The sequence below is a fragment of the Candidatus Pelagibacter sp. HTCC7211 genome, from assembly GCF_000155895.1.
Lineage (GTDB): Bacteria > Pseudomonadota > Alphaproteobacteria > Pelagibacterales > Pelagibacteraceae > Pelagibacter.
The window spans coordinates 79,637-92,322 of sequence record NZ_DS995298.1; the positions used below are offsets into that span (position 1 = coordinate 79,637).

At 29.1% G+C, this 12,686-nt stretch carries 14 protein-coding genes; 7 read left to right on the forward strand and 7 right to left on the reverse strand.

The genetic code is table 11. The features are described 5' to 3' along the window. Genes PB7211_RS00405 through PB7211_RS00435 form a run of 7 tightly spaced genes read left to right on the forward strand, consistent with a single transcriptional unit; the run spans position 1 to position 5,745 of the window. Complete coding sequence (locus PB7211_RS00405; protein ID WP_008545154.1) at positions 1 to 294, forward strand: HU family DNA-binding protein; 294 nt, start codon at positions 1 to 3, stop codon at positions 292 to 294. Beyond that, a complete protein-coding gene (gene pyrF / locus PB7211_RS00410) occupies positions 281 to 952 on the forward strand; it encodes an orotidine-5'-phosphate decarboxylase (protein ID WP_008545961.1) in 672 nt (223 codons plus the stop codon). Before PB7211_RS00405 ends, pyrF begins: the two co-directional genes overlap by 14 nt. After that, positions 952 to 1,578 (forward strand): phosphoribosylanthranilate isomerase, encoded by a 627-nt coding sequence (locus PB7211_RS00415; protein WP_008544526.1) that lies wholly within the window; start codon positions 952 to 954, stop codon positions 1,576 to 1,578. Before pyrF ends, PB7211_RS00415 begins: the two co-directional genes overlap by 1 nt. After that, positions 1,568 to 2,797: a tryptophan synthase subunit beta gene (trpB, locus tag PB7211_RS00420; protein WP_008545263.1), complete on the forward strand. Its 1,230-nt coding sequence runs from the start codon at positions 1,568 to 1,570 to the stop codon at positions 2,795 to 2,797. The genes PB7211_RS00415 and trpB overlap by 11 nt, the downstream gene beginning before the upstream one ends. Then, complete coding sequence (trpA, locus tag PB7211_RS00425) at positions 2,797 to 3,597, forward strand: tryptophan synthase subunit alpha (protein WP_008544403.1); 801 nt, start codon at positions 2,797 to 2,799, stop codon at positions 3,595 to 3,597. Before trpB ends, trpA begins: the two co-directional genes overlap by 1 nt. Beyond that, positions 3,594 to 4,523 carry an acetyl-CoA carboxylase carboxyltransferase subunit beta gene (locus PB7211_RS00430; RefSeq protein WP_008545695.1) on the forward strand — a complete coding sequence of 310 codons (930 nt, stop codon included), beginning with the start codon at positions 3,594 to 3,596 and terminating at the stop codon, positions 4,521 to 4,523. Before trpA ends, PB7211_RS00430 begins: the two co-directional genes overlap by 4 nt. Next, positions 4,477 to 5,745, forward strand: a complete 1,269-nt coding sequence (locus tag PB7211_RS00435; RefSeq protein ID WP_034398661.1) for a bifunctional folylpolyglutamate synthase/dihydrofolate synthase — start codon at positions 4,477 to 4,479, stop codon at positions 5,743 to 5,745. The genes PB7211_RS00430 and PB7211_RS00435 overlap by 47 nt, the downstream gene beginning before the upstream one ends. On the opposite strand, the gene PB7211_RS00440 is transcribed toward PB7211_RS00435, so the two are convergent. The 7 genes from PB7211_RS00440 to hisS form a co-directional block, all read right to left on the reverse strand. Then, on the reverse strand, positions 5,742 to 6,059 hold the full coding sequence (locus tag PB7211_RS00440) for a thioredoxin family protein (RefSeq protein ID WP_008544467.1): 318 nt from the start codon (positions 6,057 to 6,059) through the stop codon (positions 5,742 to 5,744). The genes PB7211_RS00435 and PB7211_RS00440 overlap by 4 nt on opposite strands. Positions 6,060 to 6,125: 66 nt before the next feature. Then, positions 6,126 to 7,571, reverse strand: a complete 1,446-nt coding sequence (locus PB7211_RS00445; protein WP_008544717.1) for an exonuclease domain-containing protein — start codon at positions 7,569 to 7,571, stop codon at positions 6,126 to 6,128. Then, positions 7,568 to 8,254 (reverse strand): hypothetical protein, encoded by a 687-nt coding sequence (locus tag PB7211_RS00450; protein WP_008544355.1) that lies wholly within the window; start codon positions 8,252 to 8,254, stop codon positions 7,568 to 7,570. Before PB7211_RS00450 ends, PB7211_RS00445 begins: the two co-directional genes overlap by 4 nt. 37 nt (positions 8,255 to 8,291) lie before the next feature. After that, entirely contained in the window at positions 8,292 to 9,389 is a 1,098-nt protein-coding gene (locus tag PB7211_RS00455; RefSeq protein ID WP_008545305.1) for a DNA recombination protein RmuC, read from the reverse strand. A gap of 179 nt (positions 9,390 to 9,568) precedes the next feature. Then, a complete protein-coding gene (gene hisG / locus PB7211_RS00460; protein WP_008545439.1) occupies positions 9,569 to 10,261 on the reverse strand; it encodes an ATP phosphoribosyltransferase in 693 nt (230 codons plus the stop codon). After that, positions 10,261 to 11,313, reverse strand: coding sequence for an ATP phosphoribosyltransferase regulatory subunit (locus PB7211_RS00465; protein WP_008544740.1), 1,053 nt, complete (start codon positions 11,311 to 11,313; stop codon positions 10,261 to 10,263). Before PB7211_RS00465 ends, hisG begins: the two co-directional genes overlap by 1 nt. Beyond that, positions 11,291 to 12,685, reverse strand: coding sequence for a histidine--tRNA ligase (gene hisS, locus PB7211_RS00470; RefSeq protein ID WP_008544108.1), 1,395 nt, complete (start codon positions 12,683 to 12,685; stop codon positions 11,291 to 11,293). The genes PB7211_RS00465 and hisS overlap by 23 nt, the downstream gene beginning before the upstream one ends. Between the last annotated feature and the right edge of the window lies 1 nt (position 12,686).

A 12,686-nucleotide genomic window follows, 5' to 3' on the forward strand; every position in this document is an offset into this window, starting at 1 on the left:
TTGGCTATTGTAAAATCAAAGCTTTTAAAACAACTTTCTGATAATTATCCAAATTTTCTAAAAAAAGACCTTGAAAAATTTACCAATATTATTCTTGGTGAAATTAAAAATGCTCTTAAAAGAGGAGATCGAGTTGAATTAAGGGGTTTTGGTGTTTTTTCAACTAATATCCAAAAAGCAAGAATTTCAAGGAATCCAAAAACAGGAGAGAAAGTTAATACACCTCAAAAAAAAACAATTCACTTTAAAATGTCAAAAGACTTGTTTAAAAAATTAAACGATGAAGAACAATAAAATATTCATAGCTTGTGACAGCACAAATATTCCAAGAATTAAAGAAATAATAAAAAAATCAAAAACTTCCAAATTAAAGATTGGTTATAAATTTGGATTAGAGTTTTTAAATTCCAAAAATGGAAGAAAATTTGTTTTACAATTAAAAAATCAAATAACTTTTGGAGATTACAAATTTTCAGATATCCCAAATACTTGTGCTTCAGCTATAAAGGCAATTAAAGATCTTAAATTTAATTATTGTACTATGCACATTAGTTCAGGACTAGAAGCGCTAAAAGCAGCAAAGAAAGCTTCTGGTAGAACTAAATTAGTAGGAGTTACAATTCTAACATCATTAGACAACAAAGCTCTTAATGAAATTGGTTTTAAAAAAGATGTCAAAAAATTAGTCTACCAACAAGCTAAGTTAGCTAATAAAGCAAAATTAGACGCTATTGTTTGTAGTGCACAAGAAGTTAAAATAGTTAGAAAAATATTTAAAAAAGAAATTATTACACCTGGAATAAGATTTGATTCAAAATTAAATGATCAAAAAAGAGTTTTAACCCCTAAGCAGGCATATAAAAATGGAAGTGATTGGCTTGTTATTGGAAGACCTATTACTAAAGGCAATATTAAAAATAATATTCAAACATTAATCAATCATTTAAACTAATGAAAGGTTCTAAGATTTGTGGGATCTCAGATCTTGATACTCTTAAATTTATAATTGATCATCAATATCCACCTCAATTTATTGGTTTTATTTGTAATTATAAAAAAAGCTCAAGATATGTTGAAGTTGAAAAGCTAAATGAATTATTAAAATTAGATAAAAAAAATTCTTATTTTGTGGCTGTACTTGTTAAACCTGATGGAGAAATTTTGGAGAAAATTAAAAATCTCCCTTTTGATTATTATCAAATATATGACTGCACACCTGAAGAGACTAAAGAAATTAAAAAAAAGTATAATAAAAAAATTATTACTGCTTTAACTATAAAAGATAAAAGTGATGTTCAAAAACATAATTTGTTTTCTGAGGTAGCTGATATTTATTTATTTGATAGCAAAGGCTACGAAAAAAGTATGGCTTTTGACCATGAACTTATTCAAAAAATAAAGATTAACAAACCATTAATGTTAGCTGGTAATATACAAATAAATGATAATCTTGAAAATTATAAAAAAATAGCAGATATTATAGATATATCTGGGGGTCTAGAAACTTCTGGGGTAAAAGATAAATCCAAAATAGATATATTTTTAAATAAGATAAAACAGGTGCAAAATGAAACTTAAAAGAGGAATTCTATTAATTGATCAGCATGATCAACACGGTTTTTGGGGTGGTAAATTTGGAGGTAGTTTTATTCCTGAGACTTTAAAAAAACCTGTAGAAGATTTAACAAACGAATTTAAAAAACTAAGAAAAGATAAAAAATTTCTTAAAAAAAGAGACCATTATTTCAAAAATTATATAGGAGCTCCTACTTCATTTGTAAAACTTGATAATTTAACAAATCAATTAGGTGGTGCTCAAATTTGGGCGAAAATTGTCTCTGAAGCAAACGGAGGTGCACACAAGATATATAATGCAACTGTTCATGCTCTTATTTGTAAAGCGATGGGTAAAAAATACATAGTTGGAGATACTGGGGCTGGTTATGCAGGGAAAATGCTAAGTATGGCAGCTAAAAAATTTGGTCTTAAATGTAAAATATTTATGGGTGCAAAAGATATTAAAAGACAAAAACCTAATTGTGATGCAATGAGAAAGAATGGAGCTGAGATAGTTCCTGTTTACTCTGGAAGTCAAACGCTAGTTGATGCTGTAAGTGAATGTATGAGATACTGGGTATCAAATTGCGATAATACTCACATGTGTGTAGGAAGCACCGTTGGACCTAATATATTTGTTAAAATCTGTGGCTGGAGCACTGCACAAATTTCTAGAGAATTGAAAGTACAATTAAAATCAGAGTTTAAAAAAATACCAAATAAAATAAAATTAATAAACTGTGTTGGGGGTGGAAGTTCAGCATATGGATTTTGGAGTGAGTTTATTGACTATGATAAAAAACAGATTGAACTAATTGGCGTTGAAGCGGGTGGGCCTAAAAATTCAAAACTGCACGCAGCTCCATTAAGCCGTAAAACAAAGATTGGGATATTGCATGGAGCAGCCTCTTATGTATGTCAGAATAAAGAGGGCCAAATAAATGAGACCGAGTCTATAAGTGCTGGACTAGATTATCCTGGAGTAAGTCCTATGCACTGTTTTTTAAAAGATACTAAAAGGGCAAGATATACATATGCAACAGATGAAGAAGCGTTAAATGCACATCAAATGGTAACTAAATTTGAAAATTTAAATCCTAGTCTTGAACCAAGTCACGCATTTGCAGAAGCAATTAAAATTGCTCCTAAATTAAGTAAAGATACAATTATAATTGTAAATTCATGTGGTGATGCAAAAAAGGATAGAGATATTTTAAGAGAAAGATTGGGTAAAAAATAATGAGTTCTTTAATTAATCAGGCTTTTCAAAATGCTAAAAGTGAAAATAGACCAGCTTTACTTACTTACACAGTAGCTGGAGATAATACTAAAAAAAGATCCTTAGAGATATTAAAATCAATTTCTAATTATGCAGACATTTGTGAATTAGGCTTTCCACATAACACACCTATTGCAGACGGTGGCCAAATACAAACCAGTGCTTATCGTGCCATTAAAAATGGAATTAAAATTAATGACGTTTTTTCAATAGCTAAAGATTTTAAAAGTAAGAAAAAAAATAAACCTATTATTCTAATGGGCTACTACAACATGATTTTTCAATGTAATGAAGATAAATTTTTAGAAAAATGCAAAAAATCAAAAGTTGATGGATTAATTGTTGTAGATTTACCTTATCCAGAGAACCAAAGTTTTGCTGCTAAATGTAAAAAAAAAGGAATTAACTTTATTCAATTAGTATCCCCTACTACATCTGAGATAAGATTAAAAAAAATAATCAAAGATTCTCATGATATGATTTATTATATAAGTATGCTTTCAACAACTGGAGGTAAATTAAAAGTTTCACCTAAAAAAATATTGGAAAAATACAGTAAAATTAAAAATCAAAATAAATCTAAAAATGTTGTGATTGGATTTGGAATTACTGAAAAAACAATAAAATCACTTAAAAAAGCTGATGGATTAGTTGTTGGAAGTGCAATTTGTAAGGAAATTTCCAATTCAATTAATAAAAGACAAAATACTGTCACAAATGTTACTAATATCGTCAAGAGACTAAAAAATAAAATTAAATGAACTGGATTACAAAAATAATTAAAGCAGGTGAGAAAATTAAAACTGCTTTTCATGAAAGAGCTTCTAAAGAAGATATAGCCAAAAGTGATTGGACTTCATGTTGTAAAGGACCAATATTAAAAAAAGATTTAGCTAATAATTTATGGGTATGCCAAGACTGTAACAGACATCATCGAATTAAACCAAGTCAAAGATTTGATATCTTATTTGGTAAGAATAATTATGAAATATTCAAAACACCTATACCAAAAGATGATCCATTAAATTGGACTGACTCAAAATCTTACAAAGATAGATTAAAAGCTGCTCGTAAAAAAACTGGTATGGAATGTGGAATGATGGTTGCTAGTGGAACTATTAACAATATTAAAATTACAGCAGTTGCTTCTGATTTTGATTTTCTAGGAGCTTCAATAGCTGCAGCTGAAGGGGAAGCGTTCTTATACGGAATTCAACATGCTATTGAAAACCAAACTCCTTTTTTATGTATCAGCGCTGGTGGTGGAATGAGAATGATGGAAAGTTTAATATCTCTATCTCAAATGACCAGAACAACACTTGCAATCAATGAATTGAAGAAAAATGGTTTACCTTATTTAGTATGTATTACAGATCCAACAGCAGGCGGTATTACAGCATCTTATGCAATGCTTGGTGATATTCATATCGCTGAACCGGGTGCATTAATAGCTTTTGCGGGAGCAAGAGTTATTCAAGGAACGGTTAAAGAGGAATTACCTGAAGGATTTCAAAAGAGTGAGTACGTTGAAAAAACAGGTTTTGTTGATTTAATTGTTGAACGTAAAGATTTAGCATCAAAAATAGGAACTTTATTATCAATATTGTTAAAGCAAAATTCTGTTATAAGTTCTGAGCAAAATGAAACTTCAGAAGATAGTCAGTCGCTTACAAGAGCTGCATCCTAAAGAAATAGATCTAAGTTTAGATCGTATTCAAAATCTCTGTCAAAGATTAGGAAACCCTCAAGATAAACTCAAAGCAATTTCAATTGTAGGAACCAATGGAAAATATTCAACCATCCAAGCAATGTTTGCTTTTTTAAAAGAGGCAAATATCAAATGTAATATCTTCACTAGTCCACATATCAAAAATATTAATGAAAGATTTGTTTTTAACAATGAAGAACTTAATAATGAAGAGTTAGCAAGTTTGTTTGAAGAAATTGAAAGTGCTAATAATAACGAACCTATTACTTTTTTTGAGATACTAACTGCAGCTTATTTTTTAAAAGCCTCTCAATATCCAGATAATATAAATTTAATAGAAACTGGCTTATTTCATAGGTTTGACGCCACAAATATACTTAAAGATAATCTAGCTAGTATTGTAACTTCTATTGGCCTTGATCATTTAGATTGGTTACCTGAAAATGAACAAACTGTTGAAAAAATTATTTATGAGAAAACTTCAACTCTTTTAAATTCAAATATTATAATTGCAAAACAAAGCTCTAAAGAAATTACAGATAGTATTAGAAAAACAATCTCAAATAATATTTCAAAGAAGTTTTTTCATAATGAAAATTATAGTTTTACAATGAAAGAAAATGATTTCTTTTATTATGAGGATCAATTAGGTGGAATTAAATTACCAATGCCAAATGTTAAAGGGCAATTTCAATTAGAAAATATCTCAACAGCTATTGCAACGTTAAGAGCTATAAAAGATTTTGATATAAAAGATGAACATATCAAAAAAGGAATTACAAAAATAAAAAGTATTGCAAGATTGCAAGAAATTAAATCTGGTAGACTAAAAGAACTTACAAAAGAACATCAACTTTTTGTTGATGGCTCTCATAATCCTTTAGGTGCAAAAGTATTAAATGAATATTTAGAAAGTTTAAATTGTAACAAACATATCATCTTAGGAATGATGGCTAATAAAGATCATAATGAGTATATGAGTTACTTTAAGGATGTTAAAACCTTGACCACTATAGATATCCCAAATCAACCAAACTCCATTAAAGGAAAAGAGCTTAAAGATAAGCTAAATAGCTTCAAAAATATCAATTATAAAGAAAGTATAGAGAGTGCTATCAGGTCAATTCCGGTCAAGGAAAACGATATTATCCTAATTACTGGATCTTTATATCTTGCTGGAGAAGTATTAAACGCAAACTAGATATTTTTTTCTAGGAATTCTTTCATGTGACCTTCAGGAACTCCACCAACTTTTCTATCTACTTCAACACCTTTTTTGTAGATTATTACTGTCGGCACACCTCTAATCCCTGCGGCACTTCCAGTATTAATTCCACCATCTTCAATATCTGCATAATAGAAACCAGCTTTTTCTTTGTACTCATCAGCTAGTTTATCCATCACAGGTTTCAAGGCCTTACAAGGTCCGCACCAAGCAGCACTAAACTGGATTACTGAAACGTCTTCATTTTTTATTTTACTATCAAAATCTTCGTCTTTAAAATCTATAAGCATAACATTGATATAATTGATTCAGTTGATTATTCAATGGGCAAAAAATAAAATTTTTAGTTTATTCAATCAAGCGTCAGAATACTTTTGCTCAAGATTCATAACATATTCGTTAATCCCATCTAAGAATTTAAGCTTTTCATCTACTGTTTTAAATGAGAACATCTTATCCTCATTCTCTCTAATTTCATCACATTCAGAGTAAAAAGCAGAAACTGTCCACCATTTCTCCTTGTTTGTGCTTAAAATCCGTGAGGCTATTCTTCTCTTTATTTTTTTATGAATTTCCTTTGGTAGAATTTCCGGTGCTTCATTGAAGATGAGGCCATGCCCAAAAGTAATTAATCTTTCATCTTCAAATTTATCTAATAATGCAAATTTTTCCTTCCAATTGCTATTATGAAATTTTGGAAATAATGCTTGATCTTTAGCTGATGTAAAGCCTCCAGAATAAATAGATTCTTCTGGTTCTATATCTTCTTGTGAAGAGGTTTCTATTTTTTCTTCAGCTGCTTCTCTTAAAATATTTGAAATGTCTTTTGAAAATTTTTCATTTGTTTTTACTAATTCGGCTCTTTTGTTGATTAAACTAGAATCTAATTTTTTATAAGGATCTACTTTTAAAGCAAAGCTTTTATCTAATATTATAGGAGCCTTATTTGATTTTACTGTTCTTAAAAACTTGGGTGATTTTTTCATCTCTTTTTTAAGATCTTCGTAATTAAGTTTTTGAATGGCTTCTATATCAGCTTTTAAATCAACAACTTGCCCCCATTTATAAACTGGATGAGAACAAAAATTAGGGTGTAAAGGTGCACATAAATATAGATAACTTTTTCCATAAAAATATTCATTTAGGGTAATAATATTTTCTTGTTTAATTAAATTTTCAACCACGACCTTGCTGCTTGTCTTTAAGTATTCGGTCCATATATCTGGTTGTTTTTTTTTAATTAAATCTAAAACTTTAACCGTAAGTTCAGTATCAAATAATGCAGAATGAGCTCCAGCTGACTCAAAACCATTTAGTCTTGCAAGAGACTCGAGTTTCATTGATTTATTTCCTTTAGCGTTTAGCTCTGTTTTTAAAATATCATCATCAATAGCAAATGCAGCTTTAACAATATTAAGAGCATCATGTCTGACATTACCCTCTGTGTTTGTTAAATAAGGTTTTCTCAAAGATTTAAAAAATTCTTTCCTAATAACCTCATCATCAAAATTAATACTTGAATATCCCAAAAATGTTGCGGGAGACCACTCTTTAAACTTATTTTCAACTTGGCTGAGCATTTCATAATGACTTAAATTACCTTTAGTCAATAAATCTACATTTGATTTGTTTATGCATAAAGCTGTTGCTGATGGCACTCTATCTTGAGGCATTCTGCATCTTGCTGAAAAACGCTCTAATTCTTTGAAGTTTTCATCTAATAAAATTCCTCCAATTTCAATTATTGTTGCCCAATCTGTTTGAGCAGAGTCTGTTTCAATATCCCATACTACGTATTTCAATTTGCTCTCCTTTGTGCATAAAATTGTTCAACTTTTTCTAAAAATTTCTTTTGAAAATCTTTTAGTCTTTCTCCATCAATTATAAATCTTTGAAATATATTATCTTTAGTACAAAGCAAAATTACAGCCTGAGAAATTTTTGAACCATGAACAGTATCATGAGCCAAAGCATAAGCTGCACATTGTAAATAATAATCCTCAATCCACTCATCTTTTTTAGGCTTATTGCTTTGTTTAAAATCAATTATCGTTTCACGTTTCTCATAAATACCAACACAGTCAGCAGCACCTGCATATTTTCCAGGATAATATAAAGTAGCTTCACACCCCCAAATTTCATCTAATTTATTTCTGAGACCATTTTCAATAATTTGGTCTGCCATCATTCTTTCTCTTGTGTTGTCTCCCAATAAATCTAAATTTAATTTACCAAGTAAAAACTTTTCAATATAATCATGCATAGAGGTTCCTCTGCTACTAGCTTCTCTTTTAATAATTTCAGCTTGTTTATGACCTACTCTGTCCTTCCAAGCTTGTAGAGATGCTTTTTTTTCCTCAGACTCAGTTGCTTTTAAAATTGTTGTAACTGAAGGCAATCTTTCTTCATTAACAGAATAATGCCTAGAACCATCAACAATTGACCTAGTAGACTTTGGATAGATATATTTATTATTCCACTGCATGTGATTTCTTATATTCTTTATTGGAGAAAAATAGAAATTAATTATTTGCTTGTTTTGAACGATCAACAAATTTTTCTACATTTTCTGTTTGGACTGCTTTTTCAAGTTGATCGGGATCTTTAATACTTTCAAGAGTTCTAGTAATTGATCTAGCATCTGTTCCAAACTTATCAACAACTGCCATTGCCTCCTCTAATTTTTTTCTTAGAGAAATTATATTATCAAAGTGTTTTCCAAATCTCGTACTGATTGTTTTCAAATGATTATAAATTTCCGTTGCACCTTTTTGAACTTTTAGTGATTGAAAACCCATGTGCAAAGATTGTAGATAAGCTGAAAGAGTATTTGGGCCACAGATTACAACTTTATGTTTTTTCATTAATTCTTGCGTTAATAACTCTTTAGTGCTTGGATCTTGGTATTCGGTTAATTCTTTATATAAACTTTCAGTTGGAGCATACACAATTGCAAAATCTGTAGTTTTTGGTGGAACGATATATTTTTCATTAACACTTTTAGCTTTAGCTTTAAAGGCGGTAGCCAATTTTGCTCTAGCATCTGCAACAGCCCTTTTATCTTGCGCATCATGGCCATCGGTAATTGCTTTAAATTTTTCTACTGGAAAATGACTGTCTACAGGAACCAAAACATCTCCTTGAAGTTTGATTGCAAATTCTACATTTTCACTGCTATCTTCCTTCATCTTTACGTTAGTCATGAATTGAGAGACAGGTAATAAATCTTTGATTAAAGCATCCAAGCTAAATTCAGCCAGTGTTCCATATTTTTTAACTCCTGCTAAAATTTTGGTTATCCCCTCTTGGCTTTGATTTAATAATTGAACCTGTTGATTAAAGTTTCCAACTTTTTCATCCACCTTAGTTAACGCTTCTGTCATATCTTTGGTAACGCCTGTTGATAGATTGTTAAACGAGGTCGACATCGAGCCTAGTGAGGTATTAATAGTATTGTTAAGAGTATCTTTTAAATTCTGTATTTCAGTCTTTAAGTTAGCTATCTCTTCAGCTTCCTTATTTTCATTTTCATCTTTAGGCTTAGATTTCAGATTTAGATACAAAATTGATGAGACAATCCCTATCAACAAAGCCAATAAAATAATTAAAATTATATCCATGATTCTAATAATTTATTTTATAGTAAAAATGTGATTAATATATTTAATTATTTAAAACTTATCTGATGGAATTATTCTTTATATTAAAAATTGTATTTATTATTGGGGCTGTTGTGGCGCTTTATGCAGTTGCTAGAAACCTTGATATTATTAAGATTATTCTAGTTTATTGGAAAGATCTAATTCTTAGAAAGTAGCTTAACTAATTTTTTAACCTCTGGTTTTTTTACAGATGATTTAGATATCATCATACAAGCCTCTGATTTTAATATTTCTCCATCTTTTAAAATACGAAGATTGTTAGCTTTTAAGGTCTCGCCTGTTGATGTTATATCGGTGATAATTTCACTTGATCCAGTAAAAGGATAAGCCTCAGTTGCACCTAAACTACCAACTAACTTAAATTGAGTAACTCCTTTTGAAAACAAAAACTCTCTGGTTAAATTTGGATATTTGGTTGCAACTCTTAATCTTTTCTTCTTTTTATCTTTAAACTCAAATGCAATTTCCTCTAAATCTGCAACTGTTTGAACATCTATCCATGGATCAGGAATTGCAACAACCAAAGTTGCTTTTCCAAAATGATATCTTTTAGATACATTGATTTTATTTTGAATGTTAACTTCACTCTCTTTAAGTAAATCAAATCCTGAAAAACCAAGATCTAATGAGCCGTCTCCAAGTCTTTCAACTATTTCTCTTGCATGAAGGTATAAAACTTTAACATTTTTTAATTGCTTTATTGAACCTAATAAATCTCTTTCTCCTCTTTCTGAAATTAAATTTAATTTATTTTTTTTAAATATCTTTAAAATATCTTTTCTAAGTCTACCTTTGCTTGGAATACCAATATTAATTATGTTTTTGTTCATTAGTAATTTAAGTTTAAAGCAGCTCCTACTGCAGCTACTTGATTTTTTGAGCCAAGATCAGAAATTAATTTATCATACCTTCCGCCATTAATTATGTTTCTGTTTTTTAATTTAGATTTAATATCAATTTTAAATACCATGCCAGTATAGTATTCTAACTGTCTTCCAAATGAAGTGGAGAAAATAACATTTAATTTTGAAATTTTATTATTTGAGATTGGAAAATATTTTTGATCAACTACTAAATTTATTTTATTCTTTTTAAAAAACTTATTAAGTTCGCTTGCAGCTTTAGTAATTGGGCATTTAATTTTAAGAAAATCTTTTATAATTTTTGATACATTTTTACCCTTACTGGCTCCTCTCGGATCTCTAATTTTATTATCAAATCTTTTTAAAATTTCGTTAATTGATCTTCCTGCAACAACTTTAGATAAATCTTCATTTAACATTTTAAAATATCGTTTTTTATCAATTTCAACGATAGTTGGATCTACGTCTGAATTAGTTTCTAATCTCTTTAAAAGATCATTAAAATATTTTTCTCTCCAAAAATGTCTTGATAATCTTAACTTCCAACGCTTCGGGATATCTAATTTTGAAATTAACAAATTAAAGATTTCAACATTACCAATTGTTAATGTTCCTGATGTATATTTGATATTTTGAAGCGATTTTAAAGAGGTATTGATAATTTCTTTATCATCATTTTTTTCATCTTTTGATCCAATAATTTCAAATCCTACTTGGTCTCTAATTATTGAGTCTTTTTTATTTTGTGATTTTCTATAAGCTTGACCACTATAAAAAATTTTTTCTTTTCCTTTTAAATTATTTTCTAAATATCTAAGACAAGATGCAATAGTTAAGTCAGGTCTAAGGCAAAGCTCACTTCCATTTTGATCAATAAAAGAAAAAATAAATTTTCTAAAATTTTCACCTGATCTTTGAACAATATGATTAGTCTCTATTACAGAGGGTAAATCTATATATTTAAATCCTTTAGATTTGACCGATCTAAGGATTTTTTCAGATAAGTTTTTTGATTTCATTAATTAAGTCAGCTTTTGGAATTGTTTGATTATTTTCACCCTTAACTCCTTTAAGGTTTTTAATAGTGACTGTATTATCATTAAATTCATTTTCTCCACAAATAACAGCAATGGTTAATTGACGTTTATTTGCTAAATCAAGTTGTTTACCTAAGTTTTTCTTAGTATTTAAAAAAACTTCAGCGTTAATATTATTGTCTCTTAATAGATCTGCTAATTCATAATAATTTTTTAGATACTTTTGATCCATGACACAAACTAAAACAGGTTTTTGATCTTCAACTTTAATTTGATCTAATTGCATTAAAGCAAATAACAATCTGTCTACACCAAAGCTTATTCCTGTTCCTGGAATATCAACCCCTCTAAATCTAGATATCAATTTTGCATAAGCACCTCCTGAACATATGCTGCCAATATCTACTTCTTTTCCTTTATTATTAGTAACTTTGAAATTTAAATTAGTTTCTACAATAAAGTCAGAATAGTAAGCTAGCCCTCTTACAATTGTAAAATTAGTCTTAACTTGATTTAAATTTGATCCATAACCAAGTACTTCAAATACATCTTCTAACTCTTTTATTCCTTCTTGAGAAAGTGGGTTTTTTAAAGTTTCTTTTAATTTTTTTAAATCTTTAATTTTTAAAAAATTTAATATTTGTTGAGCTTGATCACCTGATAGATCTGCTCCTTTAGTAATTGCACCACTTTGGTCTTTTCTTTCTTTTTTGAGTAAATCTTCAACTCCTTTTAATCCAAATCCAGGCTTATCTAATTTATCAATTGCTCGAATAACTTTAATTTGTTTTTCTTCAGAAATTTTCAATTCATTAATTAGTCCTTGAACTATTTTTCTATTGCTAACATTTATTGTGAATTGATCTTTGTTTAATCCACAATCTGACAATGTACTTGATATTAAATTACAAAGTTCAGCATTAGCTTGAGCAGGATTAACGTTTCCAACAATATCAAAATCAGCTTGCATAAATTCTCTGTAACGGCCGTTTCCAGCTTTTTCATTTCGAAATACATTTTGAATTGCATATCGTTTATAAATTGAAGGTAGTTCTTGATTATTTTGTGCAACAAATCTTGCTAGTGGACTTGATAGATCATATCGAAGCGTAATACTTTTTTCCCCATCCTGAAATGAGAATATATCAGACATAGGATTACTATCGTCTTCTGCAAGAAAAGATCCTATGTTTTCACTAATTTCAAACGAAGGTGTTTCAAGAGCGTCTGCCCCAAACTTGATAAAATTATTCTCAATCGCTTTTAATAGCTTTTTTTTGAGAAGAAGTTTTTTATCCCAACGATCTTCAAAACCTGAAGGTAATCCAGGTACTAATTTATTTTCTTTATTCATT